The sequence below is a fragment of the Dehalococcoides sp. genome, from assembly GCF_041654235.1.
GTDB lineage: Bacteria > Chloroflexota > Dehalococcoidia > Dehalococcoidales > Dehalococcoidaceae > Dehalococcoides > Dehalococcoides mccartyi_B.
The window spans coordinates 1-24,814 of the sequence record NZ_JBAZDW010000008.1 but is presented as its reverse complement, the minus strand read 5'-3'; the positions used below and the strand labels follow the sequence as shown (position 1 = coordinate 24,814).

The 24,814-nt window shown below is 45.3% G+C and carries 28 protein-coding genes and 1 tRNA gene; 19 read left to right on the top strand and 10 right to left on the bottom strand.

Features of this window, described 5'->3' with window-relative positions:
• Positions 1-45: 45 nt before the first annotated feature.
• The 3 genes from WC259_RS01985 to WC259_RS01975 all read right to left on the bottom strand — a co-directional run bounded on the left by WC259_RS01985 (position 46) and on the right by WC259_RS01975 (position 1,531).
• Positions 46-690: a helix-turn-helix transcriptional regulator gene (locus WC259_RS01985; RefSeq protein ID WP_011309349.1), complete on the bottom strand. Its 645-nt coding sequence runs from the start codon at positions 688-690 to the stop codon at positions 46-48.
• Positions 691-1,014: 324 nt separating this feature from the next.
• Positions 1,015-1,090 (bottom strand) — tRNA-Lys (locus WC259_RS01980).
• A 105-nt stretch (positions 1,091-1,195) separates the two neighbouring features.
• On the bottom strand, positions 1,196-1,531 hold the full coding sequence (locus tag WC259_RS01975; RefSeq protein WP_011309350.1) for a winged helix-turn-helix domain-containing protein: 336 nt from the start codon (positions 1,529-1,531) through the stop codon (positions 1,196-1,198).
• Positions 1,532-1,894: 363 nt separating this feature from the next.
• Between WC259_RS01975 and WC259_RS01970 the strand changes: the two genes are divergently transcribed.
• From WC259_RS01970 to WC259_RS01945, 6 genes are all read left to right on the top strand, one after another.
• A complete protein-coding gene (locus WC259_RS01970; protein WP_372642961.1) occupies positions 1,895-3,169 on the top strand; it encodes an ArsB/NhaD family transporter in 1,275 nt (424 codons plus the stop codon).
• 1 nt (position 3,170) lies between these two features.
• Positions 3,171-4,556, top strand: a complete 1,386-nt coding sequence (locus WC259_RS01965) for an MFS transporter (RefSeq protein ID WP_012984316.1) — start codon at positions 3,171-3,173, stop codon at positions 4,554-4,556.
• A gap of 149 nt (positions 4,557-4,705) precedes the next feature.
• Positions 4,706-5,815, top strand: a complete 1,110-nt coding sequence (locus tag WC259_RS01960; RefSeq protein ID WP_012984317.1) for an aminopeptidase — start codon at positions 4,706-4,708, stop codon at positions 5,813-5,815.
• A 36-nt stretch (positions 5,816-5,851) separates the two neighbouring features.
• The gene (locus WC259_RS01955) at positions 5,852-6,523 is read left to right on the top strand and encodes a phosphoribosyltransferase (protein WP_012984318.1); all 672 of its coding nucleotides are present in this window, start codon (positions 5,852-5,854) and stop codon (positions 6,521-6,523) included.
• A 207-nt stretch (positions 6,524-6,730) separates the two neighbouring features.
• Complete coding sequence (locus tag WC259_RS01950; protein WP_034376509.1) at positions 6,731-7,186, top strand: rubrerythrin; 456 nt, start codon at positions 6,731-6,733, stop codon at positions 7,184-7,186.
• A gap of 61 nt (positions 7,187-7,247) precedes the next feature.
• Positions 7,248-7,943 carry a hypothetical protein gene (locus WC259_RS01945; RefSeq protein WP_012984320.1) on the top strand — a complete coding sequence of 232 codons (696 nt, stop codon included), beginning with the start codon at positions 7,248-7,250 and terminating at the stop codon, positions 7,941-7,943.
• An 18-nt stretch (positions 7,944-7,961) separates the two neighbouring features.
• On the opposite strand, the gene WC259_RS01940 is transcribed toward WC259_RS01945, so the two are convergent.
• From WC259_RS01940 to WC259_RS01910, 7 genes are all read right to left on the bottom strand, one after another.
• Positions 7,962-8,762 (bottom strand): PAC2 family protein, encoded by an 801-nt coding sequence (locus WC259_RS01940; RefSeq protein ID WP_227028512.1) that lies wholly within the window; start codon positions 8,760-8,762, stop codon positions 7,962-7,964.
• Complete coding sequence (locus WC259_RS01935) at positions 8,752-9,660, bottom strand: PAC2 family protein (RefSeq protein WP_012984322.1); 909 nt, start codon at positions 9,658-9,660, stop codon at positions 8,752-8,754. Before WC259_RS01935 ends, WC259_RS01940 begins: the two co-directional genes overlap by 11 nt.
• A gap of 216 nt (positions 9,661-9,876) precedes the next feature.
• A complete protein-coding gene (locus WC259_RS01930) occupies positions 9,877-10,077 on the bottom strand; it encodes a hypothetical protein (RefSeq protein ID WP_011309359.1) in 201 nt (66 codons plus the stop codon).
• Positions 10,078-10,103: 26 nt separating this feature from the next.
• Positions 10,104-10,358: a hypothetical protein gene (locus WC259_RS01925; RefSeq protein ID WP_011309360.1), complete on the bottom strand. Its 255-nt coding sequence runs from the start codon at positions 10,356-10,358 to the stop codon at positions 10,104-10,106.
• 157 nt (positions 10,359-10,515) lie between these two features.
• Positions 10,516-11,268, bottom strand: a complete 753-nt coding sequence (locus tag WC259_RS01920; protein ID WP_011309361.1) for a UPF0280 family protein — start codon at positions 11,266-11,268, stop codon at positions 10,516-10,518.
• 9 nt (positions 11,269-11,277) lie between these two features.
• Complete coding sequence (locus WC259_RS01915; protein ID WP_011929107.1) at positions 11,278-11,688, bottom strand: NIL domain-containing protein; 411 nt, start codon at positions 11,686-11,688, stop codon at positions 11,278-11,280.
• 8 nt (positions 11,689-11,696) lie between these two features.
• A complete protein-coding gene (locus WC259_RS01910; protein WP_012984324.1) occupies positions 11,697-12,923 on the bottom strand; it encodes a homocysteine biosynthesis protein in 1,227 nt (408 codons plus the stop codon).
• 220 nt (positions 12,924-13,143) lie between these two features.
• On the opposite strand from WC259_RS01910, the gene WC259_RS01905 reads away from it, so the two are divergent.
• The 13 genes from WC259_RS01905 to WC259_RS01845 form a co-directional block, all read left to right on the top strand.
• A complete protein-coding gene (locus WC259_RS01905) occupies positions 13,144-14,226 on the top strand; it encodes a type IV pilus twitching motility protein PilT (protein WP_011309364.1) in 1,083 nt (360 codons plus the stop codon).
• Positions 14,227-14,508: 282 nt separating this feature from the next.
• Positions 14,509-14,880, top strand: a complete 372-nt coding sequence (locus WC259_RS01900; protein ID WP_011309365.1) for an NADH-quinone oxidoreductase subunit A — start codon at positions 14,509-14,511, stop codon at positions 14,878-14,880.
• A 149-nt stretch (positions 14,881-15,029) separates the two neighbouring features.
• A complete protein-coding gene (locus WC259_RS01895) occupies positions 15,030-15,473 on the top strand; it encodes an NADH-quinone oxidoreductase subunit B (protein ID WP_372642979.1) in 444 nt (147 codons plus the stop codon).
• Positions 15,474-15,477: 4 nt separating this feature from the next.
• Entirely contained in the window at positions 15,478-15,927 is a 450-nt protein-coding gene (locus WC259_RS01890; RefSeq protein ID WP_015407751.1) for an NADH-quinone oxidoreductase subunit C, read from the top strand.
• The gene (locus WC259_RS01885) at positions 15,917-17,020 is read left to right on the top strand and encodes an NADH-quinone oxidoreductase subunit D (RefSeq protein WP_011929111.1); all 1,104 of its coding nucleotides are present in this window, start codon (positions 15,917-15,919) and stop codon (positions 17,018-17,020) included. The genes WC259_RS01890 and WC259_RS01885 overlap by 11 nt, the downstream gene beginning before the upstream one ends.
• Positions 17,020-18,081 carry an NADH-quinone oxidoreductase subunit NuoH gene (gene nuoH, locus WC259_RS01880; RefSeq protein WP_077998104.1) on the top strand — a complete coding sequence of 354 codons (1,062 nt, stop codon included), beginning with the start codon at positions 17,020-17,022 and terminating at the stop codon, positions 18,079-18,081. The genes WC259_RS01885 and nuoH overlap by 1 nt, the downstream gene beginning before the upstream one ends.
• Entirely contained in the window at positions 18,065-18,616 is a 552-nt protein-coding gene (locus tag WC259_RS01875) for an NADH-quinone oxidoreductase subunit I (protein WP_011929113.1), read from the top strand. Before nuoH ends, WC259_RS01875 begins: the two co-directional genes overlap by 17 nt.
• 6 nt (positions 18,617-18,622) lie before the next feature.
• On the top strand, positions 18,623-19,105 hold the full coding sequence (locus WC259_RS01870) for an NADH-quinone oxidoreductase subunit J (protein ID WP_011309371.1): 483 nt from the start codon (positions 18,623-18,625) through the stop codon (positions 19,103-19,105).
• 1 nt (position 19,106) lies between these two features.
• Complete coding sequence (gene nuoK, locus WC259_RS01865) at positions 19,107-19,412, top strand: NADH-quinone oxidoreductase subunit NuoK (RefSeq protein WP_011309372.1); 306 nt, start codon at positions 19,107-19,109, stop codon at positions 19,410-19,412.
• Between the two features lie 16 nt (positions 19,413-19,428).
• Positions 19,429-21,393 carry an NADH-quinone oxidoreductase subunit L gene (gene nuoL / locus WC259_RS01860; protein WP_012984325.1) on the top strand — a complete coding sequence of 655 codons (1,965 nt, stop codon included), beginning with the start codon at positions 19,429-19,431 and terminating at the stop codon, positions 21,391-21,393.
• Positions 21,394-21,402: 9 nt separating this feature from the next.
• Positions 21,403-22,896: a NuoM family protein gene (locus WC259_RS01855; protein WP_015407753.1), complete on the top strand. Its 1,494-nt coding sequence runs from the start codon at positions 21,403-21,405 to the stop codon at positions 22,894-22,896.
• A 6-nt stretch (positions 22,897-22,902) separates the two neighbouring features.
• Entirely contained in the window at positions 22,903-24,360 is a 1,458-nt protein-coding gene (locus WC259_RS01850) for an NADH-quinone oxidoreductase subunit N (RefSeq protein WP_012984327.1), read from the top strand.
• 10 nt (positions 24,361-24,370) lie between these two features.
• On the top strand, positions 24,371-24,814 hold a 444-nt coding region (locus WC259_RS01845; RefSeq protein WP_372642950.1), incomplete at its 3' end, for a TatD family hydrolase.

Below are 24,814 nucleotides of genomic sequence, written 5' to 3'. Positions count from 1 at the left end.
AGTAGCGGAAAATGTGAATAGCGAAGGTTAAACGCTGATTGCCATTTAAAAAACTTTGCACTTGTAACTTAAAAGTATCCTGCCCAGAACCTTTATCTCAGATAAAGGCAAATCATGGCTTGTGCCGTTTCCATTGGAAATCCGGAAGCCGTTTTCAGTGGAATAAAGGTTATATCCGTAAACACCTTGGTCAATCTGGCAGGCATATAAGTTACCATCTTCAATGGTATGTTCAGCCTGAATAACCACCATTTCACCCGGGTAAATGCCAAAATGTTCAAGATGATTGTCTTCTACCTGAAGAGCATAAATGTTTTTTAAATTTTCAACTATGCTGCGGGGAATAAGAAAACTCTTATACGCCAATTCATTATAAGTTTTTCGTTCAGGCATGCACCCGTGTACACAAACCTCCACCGTCTCAAGTCTTTTAAAAATAGACCGGACTTCGGCCAGTATATCTTCAATTTGCCTAGGGGAGGAATTATCGTTTTCAGAAATAAGTTTGGCTGGTTCAATTCCAAAAGCATTGGAAAGCTTATTAGCTGTTGCCAGAGTAATACTCTGACGTTCACCTTTTTCCAGTTTTCTTATATATTGCCCGGAAAGCCCTGAACGAGTGCCCAGATATTCAGGCGTCCAGCCTCTGGCTTTCCGAAACTCTCGTATCTTTTCGCCTATACTCATCATGGTAATTATATAGACATTATGCGCCTAAAATATGTAATTAACAACAGATATTTTAGCAACTATTCATATACTTGGGTTATCATATCTTGCTGGAGTATCTTCCTGTATTGTTGTTTCGTCACAAATTGGTTTACGATTGACATATTAAAACAGATAACAATAAAGAATAATGTCTATGACGGATACTTAATCAAACAAATACTGCGTTGATTAAATAAACAACAAGTTTAGCTATTTGCGAGGTTATAAAACGGAACAAGGCGTACAAAACTAATCCTGCAAATATTGAAGAATGATTTGATATGCAAAACACGAAGGAGTAAGTGGTGAGCCGTGCGGGGTTCGAACCCACGACCCTCTGATTAAAAGTCAGATGCTCTACCAGCTGAGCTAACGGCCCACAAACAGACGTTATTTTAGCATCGTTGGGTAGGTTTTGACAAACTTTAATCAGCCATTTTGCAGTTATATTTGAAATATTTGTTATTACGCCGCAAAATATCCGCTACTTTGCTGTTACTTCCGTCGGAATAACCTTGATATCGCTGGCTGATTTTCGTTTGCGCCGTTTCCAGCCCAGACCCTCCAGGAAGTCACCGATAATTATTTCCTGATATGATTCATGTCTGAGAGATAAATCCGGATTGATGCGGTATTTTATTCCCCTGCCCTCTTTTTTCTTGGCAATATAACCTTCGGTTTCAAGGTCAGCAATAATTTTTCTTACAGCCCGTTCGGTAATATGTATATTTTCAGCGATTTCGCGTGCTGTAATACGTGAATGTCGGGCTAAAAAGCTTAGCACCAGTGCGTGGTTTGTGAGAAAAGTCCAGCTCGCCATTCATATCTCCCCTTTAATTTATGCCCAATTCTACCATTTGACAAGGTCTTTGATTAGTGATAAATTATTCATGTTTTAGATATCATAACTAAATAAGCATGAATAACAGAACATCTTGATTGTAAACTATTTTGTTTGTGCATGCAATATCTAAAATTGACAACGTAGGTGTTGCCACATCGGGTACATTAAAGTGCACGAAAGGGGGTGACTAAAATGGTTGATAAAAAACCCATGGCTCCTGCTTCCAAACCCGGCGCTCCCGCTGCCAAGCCCGTTAAAAAGTAACTGGTAATTCACTGATGGTAAAGGGCAGGAGAATCTCCCTAGCATCAAGGTGATTCTCCTGCATTATATTTGGATATGCTCTGGTTAGCCTTATCAATATTTATAGCCACCATTTTATTGGTGATTTTTAAACCTCGGCCCTTTAATGAAGCCGGGGCTATTTGTTTAGGCGCCATTCTTATGTTTATTCTGGGGCTTGTTCCCCTTTCAAATATCAGCCAGATTTTTTCTGCTAATCTGAATATCCTGCTATTTTTCCTTGGGCTTATGCTAGTAAGTTATTTCGCAGAGTTATCCGGCTTTTTCAATTCGGCTGTCAATCTGGCTCTAAAACTGTCTGGTGGCAGTTCGTGGCGTTTGCTGGGTTTGGTTTTTGCTCTTGGCATAGTTATTACCATGTTTATGTCAAATGACGCTACTGCCCTGCTCCTGACTCCTGTAGTTTTTATGCTTGTTAGCCGCTATGGCTTGAAACCTTTGCCGTATATATTTGCCTGTGCCTTTGTAGCAAATACGGCATCATTTATTTTCCCATTTTCCAATCCGGTCAATCTGCTGGCGGTAGACAAGTTTAATCTGAGCCTTGGGGAATACACTACTTACATGTTAATACCCAGCATACTGGCTATCACGATTACTATAGCCATATTTTATGTTGTCTTCAGACATGATCTTAGAACAGGGCTTTCGCTTGTGGAGACTAAAGCTGTTGCCTCAGACAGGTTTTCACGCTCCGTCAGGCTGGTACTAATTTTTCTGGCGGCAGCTTGTCTTTTGACTTCGTTTATGGGGTGGCCACTGGCAATACCTCTGGTGCTTACTGCTTTTATACTGCTGGGCATAACTTCATTTTATAAAAAATTGGATTTTAACCACTTGAAGCATTCGGTTGCTTGGTCAATACTGCCATTTGTACTTGGTCTGGCATTTATGGTAAACGGACTCGAAAATACAGGGCTTACTGCAACATTGGGTAACTTTCTTTCAAATACTCTGGCTGATGGAGGCCAGCTGGAAGCTGGTTTGATTACTTCTTTCGGTACAGCTATCGGATCTAACCTTATAAATAATTGGCCGATGATGATGGTCTCGGTATCCAGCCTGTCGGCTGTCAGTGACATTGGCGGGGCCAATTCAGGTTTGATTTATCAAGCTATTTTGGGAGCAGACTTGGGTCCTAATCTGCTTATAATGGGCTCTTTGTCTACCATGCTCTGGTTGATACTTCTGCGCAAACGGGGGCTGGCAATAAAGCCCATGGAATTTACAAAACTGGGACTTACAATCACCCCTCTGGTTCTTCTGGTATCAACATTGGCCATATTTCAGTTAGGGAAATTGAGTAGTTAAAATGAAGACAATCACTCGCAAGAGTTTAGATAACAGTATTAAGGACGGGGCTGCATATTCAGCTATGCTAGGTTTGACCCAGGATTATATAACGCCTTTTGCCTTGGCCCTTAAGGCATCTGTACCTCAGATAGGTATACTTTCGGCTTTGCCGAATCTATCTGTTGCGCTTTCACAACTATTTGCCCCATTCCTTTCCGAAAAGGCCAAAAGCCGCAAGAGTTTCGTATTTAAAGCAGTATTACTTCAGGCGGTGTGTTTTTTGCCGGCATTTGTGCTGCCTTTGCTTTTTCGTGATTTCGGGGTTTGGTGGCTGATACTCTGGTATACCTTGGGAACCATGTTTGGTTCACTGGGCAATCCTGCCTGGTCAAGCCTTATGGCAGACTTGGTGCCGGGTTCTATCCGCGGGCGTTTTTTCGGTTACCGTGGCATGATAGCCGGGATTATGACTTTGGCGTTCTCACTGGCCAGCGGTTTACTCCTCCAAATAAGCGCTGACACCCTGTTTTTGGGTTTCGGGCTCATATTTTTCGGTGCCAGTCTGGCTCGTTTTATCTCAAGTTTCTTTTTAAATAAAATGGAAGACCCCCAGGCCAAAGCCCCGATTAAAGACGGCGTCAGCATGAAAGCTCTAGTAAAGGACTTGAATAAAACCCCTATGGGCAAATTCATATCCTACTCCGCACTTATAAATTTCAGTACTTATATAGCCGCTCCGTTCTTTGCGGTTTATATGCTGCGTGAGCTTGGCTTTGACTACCTGACTTATATAATAGTAATATCCTCAGCTTCAGTAGCCAACTTTGTTTTCATGAAGGTATGGGGGCGGATTTGTGATATCTGCGGCAATGTAAAGATACTCAAGCTGTGCAGTGTCTTTGTGCCGGTTGTGCCTTTGCTATGGATATTCAGCCACAATACATATTACTTGATAGGCGTTCAGGCACTTTCAGGTATTATATGGGCTGGTTTCCTGTTATCCGGTACCAATTATATTTTTGAAAGTTCCAGCCGCCGTAACCGTATGCGTGGTTTTGCCCTTTATACCGGAGGAAACAGTCTGGGTATTGCACTGGGTTCATTGGTTGGCGGCTTACTTGTTAGTGTTTTGCCGCAGCTTAACGGCTACCATATGCTAAGCCTCTTTTTAGTCTCGGTGATAGCCAGAACTCTGGTGGTGGGACTATTTATAAACAGCATAAAAGAACTAAAGCCTGCCGGCAGTGCTATTCCCCAAGCATTTGTATCAGCCTACCGGCTGGACATATTTGCCCTGAAATTCAGGACTATACTTCAAGCAGTTTTACAGTTGCCGCGTATCTTCCGTCAGCCGCTTCGTTCGGGAATGGTAATACGGATATTTCAGCTTATAATCCGCTTCTAATTGCTGAACCAGCTATACCCGGATATTTTTATCACTCTGTATCAGCTGCTATGTTTTAATATTTGCTAAAGCCTTTCGGGGATAGATGATTGGATTTGTTCACCCCCGGTACTATAATAAACTGTAATATGTTTTGTGTGAGGCTTGCCATGATTGACCCGCGTGTAGAAAAACTGGCTGATTTACTGGTTAATTACTCCATTGAGGTAAAACCCGGTGATACTGTGGCTGTAAACTATTTCAGCGGTGCATTGCCTCTGGCGGTTGAGGTATACAAAAAAATACTGGCCGCCGGCGGCCATCCGCTTATGCAGGTTTCTAAAAACGAATTTCTGGAGTATCTGCTCAGGTACGGTTCGGACGAACAGATAAGCTATGTACATTTCCCCCAGAGGTATATTACCGAAAAGTACGATGCCACTATCCACCTGCTGGCAGAAGAAAACACCAAATCTATGACTAGCATTGACCCTCAAAAAATGGTGGCCTTTGAGAAAGCCCGTACAGACCTTATGGAAACAAGCATGCGCCGTACGGCTGAGGGAAATTTCCGCTGGGTTTTAGCCATCTATCCCACTAACGGATACGCCCAGGATGCGGGTATGAGTCTGGAAGAATATACCGATTTTGTTTATAGTGCCTGTCTGCCGGATATGAATGACCCGGTAGCTTTTTGGAAAAACTTAAATGCCCGTCAGCAAAAAGTAGTAAATTGGCTTAAAGGTAAAAAACAGGTCCATATAAAGGCCAAGGAAACTGACCTCCGCCTGAGTATTGAAGGACGCAAATTTATAAGCTGTGACGGCAAACTCAATATGCCTGACGGCGAAGTATTTACAGGTCCTGTGGAAGACAGTGCGGAAGGGCATGTCTATTTCTCGTATCCGGCCATAGAAAGCGGACGTGAAGTTACCGGGATACGCCTTTGGTTTAAAAAGGGCAAGGTAGTAAAAGCTACAGCCGAAACCAATGAAGATTTTCTGCTTAAAACACTGGATACCGACCCCGGCGCCCGCTATCTGGGTGAGTTTGCCATTGGCACCAGCGAAGGAATCCAGAAATTTACCAAGCAAATACTCTTTGATGAAAAAATCGGCGGCAGTTTCCATCTAGCCTGTGGTGCGGGCTATCCGGAAACTGGCAGTATCAATAAATCTGCTGTTCATTGGGATATGGTATGTGACTTGCGGGATGGCGGTGAAATCTGGGTAGACAGTGAGTTATTATATAAAAATGGTAAATTCGTTATAGATTACTAATTCTACCCGGGAAATAATACGGCGGGGTGGCGGGATATGCTCAAAATCGTATCACAAGACCATTCGGCTTTTACAGACAGATACGAAGCCGGTGCTTTTCTGGCTATCGAATTTGGCCAGTTGAAAGGCAAGCAGGCAGTTGTACTGGGTATACCCCGCGGCGGTGTAGTTATTGCCGCCCAAATAGCTGAACGCCTGCGTGATGCCAGACTGGATATCATACTCTCCCGAAAGCTTCGTGCCCCATCCAGCCCTGAGCTGGCTATAGGCTCTATATCCGAAAATGGCCAGATATACTTAAACCGCCATCTTATTCAGCAACTGGGCATTTCCTCTGACTATATACAACAGGAGTCTGAATTTCAGTTTGATGAGCTTAAAAGACGGGCCCGTGTCTACCGTGAAGTTATTCCCCGTATCCCCTTAAATAACCGCCTGGTTATCATAGCAGATGACGGCATAGCTACCGGAGCTACTTTTGAAGCGGCTCTGAATTCAGTCCGTCAAGAATGCCCTGCCTATCTTATTGCCGCCCTGCCGGTAGGGCCTGAGAGTACTCTGAAGCGGCTGGAGCATTTGGCGGACGAAGTTATCTGCTTAAAATGTCCCGAGGAGTTTGAATCTGTGGGGCAGTATTATTGCTACTTTACCCAGGTTGATGACGCTGATGTACTTAATACATTAAAACGCTTTCGCCATATAGTTTAGCCCAAACCTCACAGCCTCTACCCTAATAGGTTGCATATTTGCCAGTGATTTATTGTCATATATTTATCACATATGTTTTGTAAATGAATTACCCCAAGAACGACCTGCCTGTTATAATAAAGCTCAAAGAACGGATCTTATATGAAGAAACGTTTTATGGTATTACCTGAAAGCAAATTTTTTGTATACCAGAAAGGACATCGTCAAGTGAGTGAAGAATTAAAAGAACTAATTGAAGCGGCTATATACAAGGAAGTTGCTTCCCAATCACTTTACCAGTTCGCCATACAAAAAACGGATGACGACGCAGTCAGGCAGCTTCTTAATTCGCTGATACAGAGCGAAGAAAACCATCTGAAAGTACTTAAAGATTTGTTGGTCAAAGGTGAATTCAAACCAAAAGCAGTCACACCCCGCTTGCAGTCTCTTAAACTGGATACTTATGTAACAGGTGGTAACCAGTTGGAAGGAGCAGACCTGCAAAATATTCTTCTCTATGCCATCAAAGAAGAACAATCTTCTTCGGAATTTTATTCCCACCTGATGTCTACTTTTATTAACCAGGAAACCAAAAATATGTGCCGGGTCTTGGCTTCCGAGGAACTGGAACATAAACTGAAGCTGGAGTTGATTTATGATGATCTGTTTTTCCCCGAAAATTAGGTTTGATAGACCGGATTTTGGCTGCTAGAATACATATATACCCTACAAACAGGAGGTCAGAGTGTCTGAAGATATAGCTAAAATACAAAAACCAGAAAGCAATCAGTATACGGATAAAAAGAAACTTTACGTAGTGCCGCTGGTACTTGGCTGGAAGGATGCCCCAACGGAATACGACGCCATGTTAAGGCGTTACTGGACAGAAGTGGGCGTACAGCTGGCCCACTTGGAAAGCCGCATTGGTACGGTTGATTATGTGTTTCATGAATCCGTAGATCAAAACGGGATTGAAGGGTTGGAAGTACTCACCAATTTCAGCCCTATAAGCAAAGAAATGGCACTTCGTTTCGTGGAAAAAGGCGCATTGGTAGAGGTTACTGAAGGCAGTGAACTGGTACGGGAATGTTTGGACTGGGAACGCTTTATGCTTATAGGATTTACCAGCCAAAATGTATCCAAACTGGTTTCAGAGAAATTTATTCAGGCTGTAAAGAGCCGTTATGAATTTATCCGCCGCCGAATAAGCGAAATGATAAAAGAAAATCAGGCCGGTGTATTGTTTATCCGCGAAGGCAACTTGATGCAGTTCCCATCGGATATTGAAGTCTTCAGTGTAGCCCCGCCGGTACTGGACGAGATTCACCGCTGGCTTAGGGAGCGACGTGATAAAATGCCGTCTTCTTCGGAAGGTGACGATGTTGGTTCGTGTTTTACCGAAACCACGGAAGAAACACCCCTGACTGACGACATAAAATAACCCCGGGCACTTGAAAAACTAGCGATTATCAAAAAGGCGGCTTATCTGGTCACCAAGCTGATTACGGACAGAGGTATCCAGACTAAGCCCGCCTTCCAGCATTCTCAACCCGTTTTCCACCTGCGCATTTGTCTGCCTCAGGTTTTGTATCCGGTCAGATTGGTATTGCACCCTTTGTTCTATTTCATCCAGATTAAGTTCCAGTTCAAACCTATCACACAGAAATTCAAGCAGGATTAGCTCAGCTGCGGCATCACCGCTTGCCTGAAGGTAAAAAGGCAGAACCTGCCATAAGCTCATGGCATTCAAACCGTATTTCCCTGCCTGCCAGATTACAAAAGAGTTTATGTCTACTTTCTGGTTAGGCGGAGTATCAAAATCCATATTGCACTCAACCCCGGTATTTTCCAGACTGTATTTATGGATATCAGAATTTACTACCGCCATAAGGCGATGAGGCGCAGTATGGGAAATCATGGCGCCCACACTACCCAGACAAATAATTTCATTTACCTGATAATCCATTGCCGTATCAATTATCTTTTTAAGGTATTCATATTGGTTAAATTCGGGAATACTGCCTTTAAATACCAGTAACTGCCATTTGGGCAGATATTCAAGTTCCCCGGCTGGGAAATTTGCCAAATCTTCTCTGACAGCTACTCCGCCAAGGGAAAAATATTTTTCTATCTCTAGTTCAAATACTATGGATGGTGTATCCTGTTTCTCTATCTCAGCCAATACTCTTTCACCGAGCAAGCCGAATTCACCCTGCCAAGATATAATCAGGCACTTCGCCTGGATTTTTTTAACTTCCATGTTCATTCTGATTATGGTCTTTCTTGAAAAAGTCATTTATATTTTCTTTGAGCCACTTTTCATCATCATCGGAAATACCCCGGTTCTCATTAGTATGAAAGCGGTTATCCAGTTTTTGCCTTACCAGTTCCGGAAAACGGGAGTACATATCTGCAATCATTTCATCTACTTCTTTGACCGACTCATCCATACGGAATAAATCTACGCTGATACGTATCACATATCTCAGAGCTTCAAGTGTGGAACGCGAAGCATGAGGATATACCAGCGGCAAATGAGAAAGATAATCAGGTATTTCACCCATAAGGCAGGCGGCGGACATATTTCTTTTATTGGCTACGCCAAGTAATAATCCGTTTAAACCGGATATATTAGCCACAAAGTTTTTGCCTGCCAGACTACTTTTAAGTTCCGCCGGCATGCGTTCCTGTATCGTATTAAGAAATTTTTTGTTGTTGGCAACTGCCCATACCTTGGGTTTTATTTTATGATGAGTCATGGTAACTGCTGCACCAAACGTAATAATGCGTTGGCAGCCCAGCTCTTCGGCTACATCCAGTACTCTGTTTGCCATGTTGTATGCCCGGCTTCCCTGAGCATATGTATTCTGACCATCAGCCGGCTGTTCGTCACCCATAAATATTACAATATCCTGACCGCACCACTGCTGATAATAAAAACAGCTCAAGGGGAAGCGCAATTCCTGTTGAACCCCGTTTTTTATATTTACCCCGGCAGGATAAAAAAACTCTTCCGGCTCTATGTCCGCCAAAACACCTGCCCCCAGTTGGTCCCGCAAAGTGGCTAAGGTAATAATACCTACGTTGCCAATGCCCGGCCAGGCTGCCAGCAGGATGGGTGATTTCATTTCAGGTTTATTATGGTAAATGATTCCCATATCTTTGATTCTACCCTTTTAATATTATATTAAAATCAATTTAGACGAAAATCCAGTCAGGTATCATTTTGTAAAATGAATGGTACATATACGAGATTGCCTAATAGCAGAACGTACCTTTTCAGGTAACAAATCAACTCAAATATTCTTGACGGTAATCAGTAATATCAAATATATGTGACAATATTTTATATTTATATACTTAGCAGGCTATTTTCAGTTTTCAAATAACCCCAGTAATTTCCCGAACAAAAAGAATCCGCCCAAACTGATAATCAAGATAAGACTGAATGTCAAAATAACCCGCGGGGAAAGGCAAGCTTTTACTATGGCACCCCGCACCAGTTTGGCATGATGTTGTTTTATCAGTTTTTCGGCTGTGCGCCCGGCTAAATATTCATCCTGCAAGGTAGGCATGGCAAAAACCTTCTTATATTAGGCAGTCAACCAAGATATATTTCCATGGCATCTTCGGCTACGGTTATCAAGCGGCGGGTCGTATCCAGTTTTATAGAATACATATAGCTTGTAATGGGAGGCTTTTCGTTTTTGGGGTCCATGTAGCGCACAAAATAATCTTCTATAATTACACCGGTTTCGGAAACATATTTATCAATTTCAGGGTACTTGGAGGTCATGTTGGCTAAACGTACTGATAATATTTTTACTCTTTGGCCTTTTAGAAAACGTGGTGCCATTCCCATCCCTCCGTTGAAGCTATTTTGCTTTCTTAAAACAGCTGCTTTATCCCGCACTATTACTCAGTAACCATTTTATAAAACAGGGGAAGGTATTAGCGACCGTAATCTACCATCCCTGAGTATGTACACCGAACATACTTTACCATATCTTTAATTATTCGGATACTTTCAGGTCAGCGTGGGGAGATATAGGGCATAGTTTTACATTCCCCCAGATACCTATCTTGTCGTCCTTAATAACCACCAACCCGCTGACGCCCTCTATTTTCTGTCCATGTTCCAGTGCTAGTGGAATATCATCGCTGGTTTGTACCAGATTGGCTACAGCCGTAGCGGCAGCATCCGCCAAAATTGCAGATTTAGATATGACTATGGCCGCATCGGCTTTCCCGAAACTGAGGCTGTGCCCCACCGTACCTGAAGAAGTGCAAATACCAAGCGGGCTTTGGTCAGGGCTTATTTCCAGTGCCAGTGTGCCACTTAGGGTGGACTTGCCGGCAAATATCCCAATACGCCTGGTGGATAGAGTATGCACAAATATATCTCCGCCATTTTCAACCAGAACTTCAGAACTGTAAGCCAGAAGCTCTTTGCCCACATATTCGGCCACAGCCCCGGCAACGGCAGCCATAGGGCCTACACTTGCTTTAGCGGCGGCTTCGGCCATATCCCGTATAATGGAACTGGCATCAAGGTGGATTTTGACAGGTTTGAGACTGGAAGCAAATTCTGGCTGGCGTTTTATATAGTCAATAATTTCCTGACGGTATTTTTTAACAAAATAATAACCTAATTCTTTGAGTTCGGTTGAGGCCAGTATAAATAGATCAGTTTCCTCTTCCATCACCTGAAAGGGAATCAAGCATCCTGCATTTTCCCAGTTTCTGTAAGTACGGGGTTCATACATAGTATTCAGCTAAAAGTGCAGTTCCATGGCCCGCGGCGGGCAACCCTGGATACATATGCCGCAAACAATACATTTCTTGGCATCAAACTTAATCTCCCGGCTTTCTTCATCTATGCTGAAAGCATATACCGGACACATAGTCACGCATGCCCCGCAATGAGTACAGCGGTGTTCATTACGGGTTACTTCGCGGTTAAGAGCATCTATTTTAACCCCGGCTTCATTCAGATAGGCAATGCCTTTATCGTATGCCTCGCGTTCACCGGTGATTTCCAGCACCATCAGACCCTCTTTGTCAGGGGTTATGGAAGCTTTTAGAATATTGAAAGCCAAATCATAGTCACGTATCAGGTGGTAAACAATGGGGCGGTCTACCAGCCTTTGAGGAAAACGTAAAACTATTCTTTTGGATGTTTTCATATTATCACCTACAAGAGATGCTGATTACTGTCACCAATGGGGCGTTCATTAAAGGGACGGACTGAAAGCCCCGAATCTATTCCCGGTAACGGAGCAACCGGGCTGGTAATTTCAAATGTACCCTTTTCAATCCAGCTTTTCAGTTTACCGGCAATTTCCCGGGCACGGGAGTAACTGCACAGAGAAGCAGTAGGGATTTCTTTGCCGTTTATATGTACTTTGCCGCTGCGTAGCTGCGCATAGGTAACTTCAGCCACCGCACCGGGGCGCAGATTGGGATAGGCAGATGAATAGTCTATAACCGTACCCACAATATCATTATCCGTAACCAGAGTAGACTGGAGTATTTCTTCAGAAAGTATAGGGATGGGCACACCGATGCCTACTGATAATGTAACGCCGTACCCCAGCATGCTGGTTCCTATCAGATAGCGGGCATCCATTTGCTTTAAATCACCTATAACTGCCAGTGTACCTGACCCGCCTTTGGGCACGCCGCCATCTGTTCTGGCAACACCGGGGTTATGCTGAGTACCCTGCCAAGCCACGTATCCCACACCGCCGCCTAAAAATATGCGGCTGCCAATACCTATAGTACGGTAATACGGGTCATTGAGAAGCGGCGACAGCATACCGGCAGTGCAGTAGTTTATATTGCCCATATTAGGTTTCAGAACACCCATGTAGGTGTATATGGTTTTATCTGAAAGATTAATGGCTACATTATAGTTTTGATATGCATTACGCATATTAAACAGTACAGCCTCGTTAAGGTCTTTTATATTTATGTAGCCGGAAAGCCGCCGTCTGGGATAACAATCAGTCCCGTAGGCACTGGCTTCAAGACGCACATCTTTGCCGGCTACCAATTCCTCTATAACATGCCCTCCGCCATAGTTAAATTCGCCGGGGTGAATGCGGTTACGGGGATCATCATCCGGAAGGGCATTGGCACCTATATATAAATCTGCAGCAGCAAAAGCAGCATAAGCAGGCACATCATTCAGATAGGCTCTGCCGCCGCCCAGTTTCATGCGGGGAGTAGTATGGCCTATATTAAAGTAAGCGCCAGAGGAACACATAGGGCCGAAAGTACCGGTGGTGACAACGTCCACTTCTTTGAAAGCTGTTTTCAGTCCTTTTTCTTTGGCATAGCCCACAATTTCTTCAGCCGTAAGGACAACAGCCTTGCCTTCTTTGATTCTCTGGTTTATTTCCTCCAGTGTTTTTTGCATCTCAGCCCTGCCTTGACCACAGCCTGAAACAGGTATGTCTTCAAGCTAAAATTTAGATAACTATATCACTTACAATACTAGTCTTCAAACAAATATATCCACTCCAGTGGTAATATAGTTATAATATAATAAACCAAAGTAGTACTTTCGGGGGATTTACCTTACTAAAACTAACTTATACTATGATTATGATATCATACCTGTTTCAAAAGGAAGACAAATGCGCGCAGACGAATTACTAAAAATAGCGGTAGACAAAAAAGCCTCGGACTTGCATCTTCGGGTGCCGAACCCTCCTGTACTCAGAATAGATGGCGCACTTCAACCTCAGACTGACTGGCCGGTTATGTACAACAAGGCCATTGAACAGATACTGGAAGAGATAACCACGCCTGAACAGCGCGAAGTATTTTATGCTGAAAAAGAATTGGATTTCGCCTACAGCGTACCCGGAGTAGCCCGTTTCAGGGTAAATGTAATGAGACAACGCGGCTCAATAAGCATTGCTTTCCGCCAGGTGCCCTTTCAGATACGAAGTATAGATGAACTGGGCGTACCCCAAATCTGCAAAGAGCTTATTCTGAAGCCGCGCGGGCTTATTCTCATAACCGGACCTACCGGCAGCGGTAAATCTACCACCATGGCTGCTATGGTAGATCACCTGAACCGCACAGATGCACGTAACATCATTACCATAGAAGACCCCATTGAATACCTATATACCAATAACCGCTGTATCATTGCCCAGAGAGATTTGGGTGACGATACCAAATCTTTTTCCACTGCTCTGAAACACGCCTTGCGGCATGACCCTGATGTAATACTGGTGGGTGAAATGCGTGATCTGGAGACTATTTCTACGGCTATCAGCGCAGCCGAAACAGGCCATCTGGTAGTGGGCACACTGCATACTACAGACGCCCCCCAGACTATAGACCGTCTGATAGATATATTCCCGCCTGACCAGCAGCAACAAATACGCATGCAGTTATCCTTGGTTATTGAAGCAGTACTGGTACAAACGCTGCTGCCCAAACTTGGAGGCAAAGGGCGGGTAGCAGCGTTTGAAATAATGGTGGCCAATACCGCCGTTCGCAACCTGATACGGGATAAAAAAGCTCATGAATTGCATAACGTAATGCAGCTAAGTGTCAAAGACGGGATGCAGACACTAGACCAGTCTTTGGCAAATTTGGTACGTCAAAACATGGTTTCGATGGAAGAAGCCTTACTGAAAAGCAGTTACCCTGAACGGTTACAAAAACTGCTCCAGTACCAGCAGACCAAGCAGAATCCATTTTAAAAATTCCTAGCGCATTATCCCCATAGTCTACACAAGTAATTTCAATATGGGTGAGGTTGTACATGGGGTATTACCTCACCAATACACCGCTCATACATACCCATCTCTATCAACCAACTGAAGTTTTAATACTTTAGTATTAGACTTTATTATTATTTTTTATCTATTTATACTTAATAACTAAGTATTCTTACCATTTTATAATACCCTTACATTATACTTAAACTTTACGCGGAAAGGGGACTAATGCTATAGTAGTAAAAAGTATTTCAGGGGGGAATTATGCTGGTAGATTATAGCTATATTGCACTATTCCTTGTAGCTGCGATACTTTTTACGGCAGTAGTACTAGGACTGCCTGTCCTCCTCAAAAAACTGGGCATTGTACCCAGCAAACCTAATCCCGTTAAAAACTCCGCCTACGAATGTGGCGTAGAAACTCATGGACGCACTTGGGTTCAGTTCAATTTCCGCTACTATTACTACGCACTTCTGCTTATTGCTTTTGATGTGTTGCTGGTTTTCCTCTTTCCTTGGGCAACACAAATCGGTTCGCTCGGGTTTTATGCCTTCGGGATAGTGTTTGCCTTTCTGTTAATAGTTTTGGCGGGCTATCTGTATGCGTGGAAGAAGGGAGCTTTGGAATGGAACTAAACTTCGAAAAACCGCTAAGCCTGCTTACTCTGGACGAGATTGACCAGCAGGAAGGCGGGGTAATTCAAAGCTTTCGTACCGGACATACATCCCCCTATCCTGACCCTGCAGACTGGCTAAATGGCGAAGAGCCGCCTCCGGGTGTATTTATCACCAGTGTGGAAAAGGTACTTAACTGGTCACGCCATTATTCCCTTTGGCCGGTGATGTTCGGTTTAGCTTGTTGTGCTATTGAGATGATGTGCATGGCAGCCTCCCGCTGGGATTTAGCCCGTTTTGGCATGGATATATTCCGTGCTTCTCCCCGTCAGGCAGACCTGATGATAGTTGCGGGCACTCTTACATGGAAAATGGCTCCCTGGCTGAAAAGGATTTATGATCAGATGCCTGAACCAAAATGGGTATTGGCCATGGGGGCTTGCGGAACCAGCGGCGGTTTATTTAGGGATTCATATTCGGTAGTACCCGGTTTTAATCTGGTAGTCCCGGTTGATGTATATGTGCCCGGTTGCCCTCCCCGCCCGGAAGCACTTATGAGGGCTATTATGGATATACACGAAAAAATAGATAAAACCCGTATCCTAAAGAGATAAATTTATGACCGCTGTACTTGATTACCCACAACTTAAGGCTGCCTTATCCAAAGAACTGCCCGGAATTAAAATTCAGGCAGATGGCAGCTTCCTGCTGGTTTCACCCGAAGATATGCACAAGGTATGTGAACGCCTAACTTCCTTACCGTCTATTCAAATGGATTATCTGACAAACCTGACTGCCGCAGATTATCCTGAATATATAGAAATTATTTTTCATTTGAACTCAATTACGCATAATACCTCTGCTACTGTAAAAACCCGCCTGACTGACAAGAAAAACCCGAAAATGGCTTCGGTAGTAGATATCTGGCGCGGAGCAGAGCTGCAGGAACGTGAAATATATGACCTTTTTGGGGTGTTTTTTGAAAACCATATAGGCCTGAAACGCATTTTCCTGTGGGAAGGTTTTGAAGGTTATCCTTTGCGCAAGGATTTTGTAAATGGCCATTAAAACTGAAAACTTTATTCTGAATATAGGCCCCCAGCATCCAAGCACCCACGGTGTGTTCCGCCTGCGTATTGTTCTGGATGGTGAAGTCATTACTGACCTTGAGCCGGTTTTCGGTTATCTGCATCGGGGTATTGAAAAGCTGGCAGAGGGGCGCACCTATCTGCAGGATATACCTTTTACAGACCGTCTGGATTATCTGGGCTCCATGACCAATAACCATGCTTATGTTATGGCAGTGGAAAAACTAGCCGGTATAACAGTGCCTGAACGGGCTGAATATATAAGGGTGATACTGGACGAACTCCAGCGGATAGCCAGCCATCTGGCCGGTTTGGGTTTTTTCTTAAATGACTTGGGCGCCCTTCAAACCCCTTTGCTGTATATGTTCCGCGAACGCGAAAAGATTGTGGAACTGTTTGATATGTGCAGCGGTCAGCGTTTAAATTACAACTACTACCGCTTTGGCGGATTTGTTCAGGATTTGCCGGAAGAATTTCTGCCCGCCCTAAAAATACTACTGGATACTTTGCCCGGTTTTATTGACGAATACGAGCAGCTTATTTCCACCAATGAGATTGTGCTTATCCGCACCAAAGGCGTTGGCGTACTTAAGCGTGATTTGGCTATAAATTCCAGTGCGGCCGGCCCGGTACTTCGGGCAAGCGGCATAAACTGGGATATCCGCCGGAATGACCCTTATTCCATTTATAACCGTTTTGAGTTTGATATACCCATCGCCAAAAACGGTGATACCTATGACCGTTACATGATACGTATTTTAGAAATGCGCCAGAGTGTGCGGATACTTCGTCAGGCAGTAAAAGACCTGCCCGAAGGTGAAATAATGGGTAAAGCCCCCAAACTTCTTAAACCACCGGCGGGTGAGGTGTACAGCCGTATAGAAGGCCCTAAAGGTGAACTGGGCTTCTACCTGGTATCAGACGGCACAGACAAACCCTACCGCTGGCGGGTACGCCCACCCTGTCTTTTAAATTTGTCGGCTTTAAAAGATATGGTAGTAGGCTGGAAAGTGGCTGACCTTATGGCTATTTTCGGCAGTATAGATATAGTGATGGGTGAGGTGGACAGATAATGTCTGACTTCTGGATCCATCTTTTGGTTTACTTGGTCATACTCTTTGGTTTTGTAATTGTGAGTGTGCTTATATTTATCTGGCTGGAACGCCGCCTTATCGGCCGTTTTCAGCTTCGCCCCGGCCCGAACAGAGCCGGCCCTTTCGGTCTGCTACAGCCTATAGCTGATGCGATCAAGGTGCTTATCAAAGAAGACATTATCCCCTCAGAGGCAGATAAAGGGGTCTTCTGGTTAGCCCCTTTAGTGGCTTTCGTACCGGTAATGCTAATGTTTGCTGCCATACCCTTTGCTGATGGAGTTATGCTGGTTGACCTGAATATAGGCATACTTTATATACTGGCAGTAAGTTCGGTAACCGTGATAGGTATATTTATGGCCGGTTGGAGCAGCAACAACAAGTATTCCCTGCTGGGTGCCATGCGTACCATAGCTCAGGAAGTCAGCTATGAAATACCGCTGGTGCTTTCCATACTCGGTGTTGTTATGTTAACCGGCTCGCTCTCTATGAATGAGATAGTAAAAGCTCAGGATGTTCCCTTTATACTGCTGCAGCCGCTGGGCTTTTTTGTTTACCTGTCTGCCGCCATGGCAGAAGTAAACCGCACTCCTTTTGATTTACTCGAAGCCGAGTCTGAAATCATTGCCGGTTTTCACACCGAATATTCCGGCATGAAATTCGGGCTTTTTTACCTTATGGAATACGCCGAGGTTCTGGCAGTTTCCGCCATCGCCACCACCCTTTTTCTGGGAGGCTGGCAGGGGCCGCTGCTGCACCCGGTTTTCTGGTTTATCGCCAAAGTTCTTCTGGTTTTCATGTTTATAATCTGGGTGCGTGCCACCCTACCTCGTCTGCGTATAGACCAGGTAATGGCTTTCGGCTGGAAATTCCTGTTGCCTTTGTCCCTTGCCAATCTGGTTATTACTGCATTTGAAATACTGATTGCGCCGGATATAAACACGGCTGTGCTTATAGGTATAAATATAGCTGTAATGTTCGGGCTTGTCCTCCTGTTCAGTAGATTTTACAAGCTGGGAGGCGGACGTGTCAGTATTAAGTAATACCGGCGGCGGTATTCTGAAAGGAATGCGCCTGACCTTTAAGCACCTGTTCCGCCCATGGATAACTGTCCAGTATCCGGAAGAAAAACTGGCCATGTCAAAAAGGATACGCGGCAATCAAGTTATCTGGGTGAAAGAGACCTGTATTGCCTGCCTGGCCTGTGCCCGTGCCTGCCCGGTAAAGGCTATCAATATGGAGGTTTCCAGAGGCGAGGACCGCAAGCTTAAGGTTGACCATATGTCTATAGACTTTGGGTTATGCATCTTTTGCGGGCTGTGTGTTGAATCATGCCCCACTAAAAACGCTATTTACATGGGCTGCGGCTACGAAACCACAACCTACCGCTGTACAAATGTTGAAAAGGCGGAAGGTCAAAGTTTCTCAGAATGCCGTTGCCGTGAGCTGATACTGACAGGTGATGAACTTGGCCCTTCGGAAACACGGGTACTTAGCGGATACGACCGCCCTGATGCCGCCGAGAAACTGCCTCTGCAAACCCTGCTTATAAACAAGAAAGGCTACTTTGAAAGGTAAACCTGGGTGGAAATAGCGTTCTGGATTATAGCCATAACCTGTATAGTCTCCGCCTTGCTGGTGGTGGGAGTGAAAAATATTTTCCACTCATCCCTCTGGCTGATACTCTGTTTCCTTTCGGTGGCAGGTGTGTTCCTGCTTCTTTCAGCTGACTTTCTGGCGGCAGTGCAGATACTTATCTATATCGGCGCTATATCAGTGCTTATTATACTGGCCATCATGCTTACCCGTGAGGTTCAGCGCGGCAATCTTACCAATAAACTCAAGATACCGGCTCTATTTGTTGTTACCGCTCTAGGCGGGATAATGACCTATATGCTTATCAGTTCAAACTGGACTTCAAGCGACGCCCCTCCCCCATCTACCACCACTGCCGGGCTTGCGGATATGCTTTTCGGGGCAGACGGGTTTGGGCTGGGAGTACTGCTGACGGGCGTAATATTACTAGTCGCCATTATCGGGGCTATAGTGCTGGTGAGGGATAAATAATATGGGACTGACTCACTTTTTGGTACTGGCGGTAATATTGTTCTGCATCGGGCTTTACGGGGCACTGGTTAAGAAGAGTGCTGTAGTAATACTGATGTGCATAGAAATAATGCTGAATGCGGTTACCATAGCGGCAGTTGCCTTTAACCGTTTCGCTTCACCCGAATTATTTACCGGGCAAATATTCACCCTGTTTATTATTGCGGTGGCCGCAGCCGAGGCAACTATAGGTCTGGCCATAATAATATCCATCTACAAAAACCGGGATACTATTGACGCAACTAAGATAGATTTGATGAAGTGGTAAAGAGGAAGAATAAGCCATGACCCAAACCGGACTCTGGCTCATAATGCTGCTCCCCCTTATCTGCGGGGCGTTGATAGCTCTGGGGTATGCCTTTTTCTGCAGAAAACCAGCCATCAGCGGTTATCTGGGTATAGCCGGTGTAGGCGGTTCCCTTTTGCTTTCAATATGGGGGCTGATAGGTCTGCTGGGTAAAGAAGGGGCTTCTTACTACGCACCCGGTTTCAGCTGGTTTGCGGTAGGAAATTCCATTGATATCAGCTTTAACCTTAGCTTTGACCCGCTGGCCGCTATAATGTGTTTTGTAATCCTTTTTGTTAGCCTGATGGTGCATATATATTCACAGGGCTATATGCACGGTGACAAGGGATATCCCCGTTATTATGCCTTTTTATCTTTCTTTACCGCCTCCATGCTGGGGCTGGTACTCTCGGATAATTTACTGTTTACCTTTTTCTTCTGGGAACTGGTAGGCTTGGCATCATATCTCCTTATCGGATTCTGGTTTACCCGCCCGGCCGCGGCCAATGCCGCTAAAAAAGCTTTTATCGTAACCCGTATCGGTGATGTGGGCTTTTTAGCCGCCATAATAATCCTGTTTGCCAATACCGGCACGCTGGATATACACAGCTTAAACGGCATGGCTGAAATGGGGCTGATAGGGGCTGGCGTGGTTACCATAGCTGCTCTGGGGATATTTGCAGGTGCGGTAGGCAAATCTGCCCAGTTCCCACTGCATGTATGGCTGCCGGACGCTATGGAAGGTCCTACCCCGGTTTCCGCCCTTATCCATGCTGCCACCATGGTTGCCGCCGGTGTGTTTCTGGTTGCCCGAACCTATCCCATATTTGAAAGTTCGGCTACCGCCATGCTTTGGGTATCCATCATCGGGGCGGTTACTGCCATATTTGCCGCCACCATGGCACTTGTTATGAATGATATGAAACGTATACTGGCCTATTCCACCGTCAGCCAGCTGGGCTATATGATGCTGGGTCTGGGTACAGGCGGTATTGCCATCGGTATATTCCACCTTTTCAACCATGCTTTTTTCAAGAGTCTGCTTTTTTTGGGTTCGGGAAGTGTAAACCACGCTACCGGAACATTTGATATCCGCGAAATGGGCGGGCTTTCCAAACCCATGCCTGTTACCAGCAGGACTTTCCTTATTGCTTCACTCAGTCTGGCAGGCATTTGGCCGCTTTCAGGTTTTTTCAGCAAGGATGAGATACTTGCAGGGGCTATGGATGGTCAATTTATCCTGTTTATTCTGGCACTTATCACTGTATTTCTGACGGCCTTTTATATGTTCCGTCTTTACTTCGTGGCTTTTGGGGGTACATACCGCGGCAAGGGAAATCCCCATGAATCGCCTCGTGTTATGTCATGGCCGCTTTTAATACTGGTTGTGCCTTCGGTAATCAGCGGTTTGCTTAATGCAGGGGGCGGTTTCAGTTCCTTCCTTGGTGAAGAAGTCCATACCGGCTTTTTTGAAGGTTTATTCGGCATTTTGCTGCACCCGCTGGCACTGGTTTCACTGGCAGTCGCCGGCGGCGGCATATATCTGGCATTCCTGATGTATAAAAAGAAAAGCCTTTCACCCGCTATATTTACAGAACGCTTCAAAGGGCTTTACATGGTCTTTTCCAAAAAATACTGGATGGATGAGCTGTATGAAGGGGCTATAGCTAAAAACATACTTATGAAAGGTGTGTTTGCTTTTATGGCCTTCTTTGACCGCAAGGTAGTAGACGGCGGAATAAACGGGTTCTTCATTCAAAAAGTACTATTCAGCCGTCTTTTCAGCCGTTTCCGAACTGCCGATGAACGCATAGTGGACGGGGCTGTAAACGGAGTTGCCAGCATAACTCTGGAGGGTGGCAAAGTGGGTCGGAAAGCCCAGACAGGTCAGCTCCAGTCATATGGAATTTATCTTGCCGCCGGGGTGGTTGTACTGGTGATGGCGGCTCTTATTATCTGGTAAGGGGGGAGTATGAGCATACCATACTTAACACTAATAACATTCTTGCCCGCAGCGGGAGCTATACTAATGGCTCTGTGGCCGCGTTTGTCCGGGCGGGCAATAAAAATTACTTCGCTGCTGCTCACTCTTGTGCCGCTGGTGCTTTCAATTGCGGTCTTTGCCGGATTTGACCGAAGCAGTTCTATGGCCGGGGTTGTTCAGTTTGAAGAAAATCTCCCCTGGATATCGCTTTTAAACGCCAATTACCACCTTGGTGTTGACGGATTAAGTTTGCCATTCCTTATTTTGACTACTTTGCTGGGTGTTCTGGCGGTTCTTATCAGCTGGAAGGTAGAACTGCGGGTAAAAGAGTACTTCGTTTGGTTGCTTATTCTGCAAACCAGCATCACAGGCGTATTTGTTTCACTGGATCTGCTGCTCTTCTTTATCTTCTGGGAGCTGGAGCTTATCCCCATGTACTTCCTGATTTCCATTTGGGGTGCTGGCCGCAAAGAATATTCCGCTCTTAAATATGTCCTTTACACCCTGTTTGGCGGCGCTTTCATACTGGCCGGTATACTGATATTATTCTTTGCCACCGGCAGTCTGGATATAGCATCTCTTGCGTCTTTAGACCTTAACAATTTCCTGCGTCCGGCCTTGATGGTGCTAACTTTCTTTATGTTCTTTATCGGCTTTGCCATTAAGCTTCCGGCCTTTCCGTTTCATACGTGGCTGCCGGATGCCCATACAGATGCACCCACCGCTGCCAGCGTTATTCTGGCCGGTACGTTGCTTAAGATGGGCGGCTATGCCATGCTGAGATTAAACGTGGCTATGTTTCCGGATGTCTGCCGTGACTGGGCACCCTTGATACTGACAATTGCGGTTATAAATGTAATCTATGGCGCTGCCATAACACTCAAACAAACAGATATTAAAAGGCTTATTGCATACAGTTCGGTAAGCCACATGGGTTTTGTATTGCTGGGTATATTTACTCTGGGTGAAATATCCATGAACGGGGCGGTTCTGCAAATGTTCAGCCACGGCATAATTACCGGTTTGCTCTTTGCCATAACCGGTGTGGTTATGCATAACACCCATGAACGTGATATTAATAAGATGGGCGGGCTGGCTAAACAGATGCCCCGAACGGCTATTATATTTATACTGGCCGGTCTGGGAGCTATGGCTGTGCCGGCTACCAGCGGATTTATTGCTGAAGTAAGCGTCTTTTTAGGCTCATTCCAGAGCTCGGTAGTTCCCGGTGGACAGGTATTTACCATGATATGCCTCTTGGGATTGGTACTGGCGGCAGCCTATATCCTCTGGACAGTTCAACGGGTCTTTTTGGGTCCCGGACTGGACAAATTCCAGATGGTAAAAGATGCCGACAAAACCGAAATAGTCTTCTCAGTGGTATTCCTGCTTATTATGTTTGGGGTTGGGCTTTACCCTCAAATTATAGTAGATGTTATTCAAACCGGAGTGGCCCCTCTGGCGGCCCTCTTCGGTGGATAGAGACAAATGGATTTGTTTATGCCTGAGATAATAATACTGATAACAGCCCTATTGGTAATAATAACCGACCTCTTTTTGACCAAAAGCAAGAGGCACCTGGCCTACCTGTCTCTGCTGGGTTTAGGGGCAGCGGCTGTTGCCACAGTGCTTAACTGGAATAACCCGCCGGAACTGGCTTTCGGCGGTATGTGGGCACTGGACGGATACGCCAGTTTCTTCCGTATTCTTTTTATCAGCCTTTCAGGGCTGGTTATAATGGCTTCAATAGATTATGTAAACAAGTTCAGGCGTTTCCAAGGCGAGTATTATGCACTGGTATTGCTTGCCCTGCTGGGCATGATAATGATGGCCTCCACTACCAATCTTATTACCATGTACCTTTCGCTTGAACTGGCCGGGCTGGCTTTTTACGTACTGGTAGGTTTCCTTAAGGACCAGCATTCTACCGAATCTGCCCTCAAATACCTGCTTTTAGGCGGGGTAGCTTCCGCCATGCTGGTATTTGGTTTAGTGCTCATCTACGGTTTCAGCGGAGAAACCAATCTGGGCAGTATTCTTAACTATATACAGACACTTCCGTCCGGCATGGACATAACCGCCCATACCGGATTTATACTGGGTATTATACTGACTATTACCGGGCTGGGGTTCAAAGTGGCTGCCGTCCCGTTTCAGTTCTGGGCACCGGATGTTTATCAGGGTTCACCCACCCCTATCACTTTGTACCTTTCCATAGCCAGCAAAGCGGCTGGATTTGCCCTGTTCCTGCGTCTTTTCTACACTCTTTTCACAGACCCGCTGGCACTAAGCCAAGAGTGGGCGCTGATAGTTGCCGTACTGGCAACTGCCGGTATGACACTGGGTAACGTACTGGCTATACCCCAAAAGAATATTAAAAGAATGCTGGGTTATTCCAGCATAGCCCACGCCGGTTACATACTGGTAGCTTTGGCGGCAGTCGGCAATGCACCTGAACTGGCAGACGGACGGATAAGCCTGCTATTTTATCTGGTCGCCTTTGCGGTATCAGACCTGGTCGCCTTTGTTTCAATCATCGCCATCAGCCGCTCTACCGGCAGTGACGAGATATCATCTTACGAAGGGTTAGCCAAAACAAACCCGGTATATGCCTCTGCTCTTACACTGGCATTATTATCGCTTACCGGTTTTCCTCCTTTGGCAGGCTTCCTTGCCAAGTATTATATATTCAGTGCGGCTGTTCAGGCAGACTTGCTGTGGCTTATGATTGTAGCGGCTGTAAATACCGTAATATCCGCCGTTTTCTACTTCAACGTAATACGGGTGATGTGGCTAAGACAACCCCGCGAGGAAGTGCGGGTGCTGGCTTCATGGCCGCTTAAACTGGCGCTTGGTATTTCGGGCTTGGCTGTGTTAATATTCGGCATTGTACCTGAAGCTCTTCTAAACCTTATAGAAAATGCTACCGAGCTAATAATTCATTAGGAAATTTGCCGTGCAAATTTTGGAATACGTAGACACTCATGCTCATCTGGACATGGCTGAATTTGATGCTGACCGTTCTGAAATGCTCAAACGGGCATATGATAACGGCGTAAAGACTATCATTACCACCGGTATAGACATACCTTCCAGCCAAAAAGCCATAGATTTGGCCGCTGCCAATTCGGGCATTTATGCCGCGGTTGGTATCCACCCTCAGGAATGCACCGGTGTCACCGAAGCGGATTTCGCACGTCTGGATATACTCAGCATTACTGATAAAGTTGTAGCCATAGGCGAATGCGGGCTGGACTATTACCGCGATTATTCTCCCCGCCATACCCAGCTTGAAACCTTTTATCACCATCTGGATTTAGCTGATAAAAGCGGACTCCCGCTGATAATCCATTGCCGTCAGGCCGAAGAAGATGTGCTAAAGATACTTGCAGACTGGTCT

Bases quoted from the DNA above. Each gene is read 5' to 3' on its own strand.
- WC259_RS01960 (WP_012984317.1), top strand. From the start codon at position 4,706: ATGATTGACCCGCGTGTAGAAAAACTGGCTGATTTACTGGTTAATTAC.
- nuoK (WP_011309372.1), top strand. From the start codon at position 19,107: ATGGGACTGACTCACTTTTTGGTACTGGCGGTAATATTGTTCTGCATC.
- WC259_RS01965 (WP_012984316.1), top strand. From the start codon at position 3,171: ATGAAGACAATCACTCGCAAGAGTTTAGATAACAGTATTAAGGACGGG.
- WC259_RS01975 (WP_011309350.1), bottom strand. From the start codon at position 1,531: ATGGCGAGCTGGACTTTTCTCACAAACCACGCACTGGTGCTAAGCTTT.
- WC259_RS01930 (WP_011309359.1), bottom strand. From the start codon at position 10,077: ATGCCTACCTTGCAGGATGAATATTTAGCCGGGCGCACAGCCGAAAAA.
- WC259_RS01890 (WP_015407751.1), top strand. From the start codon at position 15,478: ATGACCGCTGTACTTGATTACCCACAACTTAAGGCTGCCTTATCCAAA.
- WC259_RS01925 (WP_011309360.1), bottom strand. From the start codon at position 10,358: ATGGCACCACGTTTTCTAAAAGGCCAAAGAGTAAAAATATTATCAGTA.
- WC259_RS01855 (WP_015407753.1), top strand. From the start codon at position 21,403: ATGAGCATACCATACTTAACACTAATAACATTCTTGCCCGCAGCGGGA.
- nuoH (WP_077998104.1), top strand. From the start codon at position 17,020: ATGTCTGACTTCTGGATCCATCTTTTGGTTTACTTGGTCATACTCTTT.
- WC259_RS01850 (WP_012984327.1), top strand. From the start codon at position 22,903: ATGGATTTGTTTATGCCTGAGATAATAATACTGATAACAGCCCTATTG.
- WC259_RS01940 (WP_227028512.1), bottom strand. From the start codon at position 8,762: ATGGAAGTTAAAAAAATCCAGGCGAAGTGCCTGATTATATCTTGGCAG.
- WC259_RS01885 (WP_011929111.1), top strand. From the start codon at position 15,917: ATGGCCATTAAAACTGAAAACTTTATTCTGAATATAGGCCCCCAGCAT.
- WC259_RS01920 (WP_011309361.1), bottom strand. From the start codon at position 11,268: ATGTATGAACCCCGTACTTACAGAAACTGGGAAAATGCAGGATGCTTG.
- WC259_RS01900 (WP_011309365.1), top strand. From the start codon at position 14,509: ATGCTGGTAGATTATAGCTATATTGCACTATTCCTTGTAGCTGCGATA.
- WC259_RS01985 (WP_011309349.1), bottom strand. From the start codon at position 690: ATGATGAGTATAGGCGAAAAGATACGAGAGTTTCGGAAAGCCAGAGGC.
- WC259_RS01910 (WP_012984324.1), bottom strand. From the start codon at position 12,923: ATGCAAAAAACACTGGAGGAAATAAACCAGAGAATCAAAGAAGGCAAG.
- WC259_RS01970 (WP_372642961.1), top strand. From the start codon at position 1,895: ATGCTCTGGTTAGCCTTATCAATATTTATAGCCACCATTTTATTGGTG.
- nuoL (WP_012984325.1), top strand. From the start codon at position 19,429: ATGACCCAAACCGGACTCTGGCTCATAATGCTGCTCCCCCTTATCTGC.
- WC259_RS01935 (WP_012984322.1), bottom strand. From the start codon at position 9,660: ATGGGAATCATTTACCATAATAAACCTGAAATGAAATCACCCATCCTG.
- WC259_RS01915 (WP_011929107.1), bottom strand. From the start codon at position 11,688: ATGAAAACATCCAAAAGAATAGTTTTACGTTTTCCTCAAAGGCTGGTA.
- WC259_RS01955 (WP_012984318.1), top strand. From the start codon at position 5,852: ATGCTCAAAATCGTATCACAAGACCATTCGGCTTTTACAGACAGATAC.
- WC259_RS01905 (WP_011309364.1), top strand. From the start codon at position 13,144: ATGCGCGCAGACGAATTACTAAAAATAGCGGTAGACAAAAAAGCCTCG.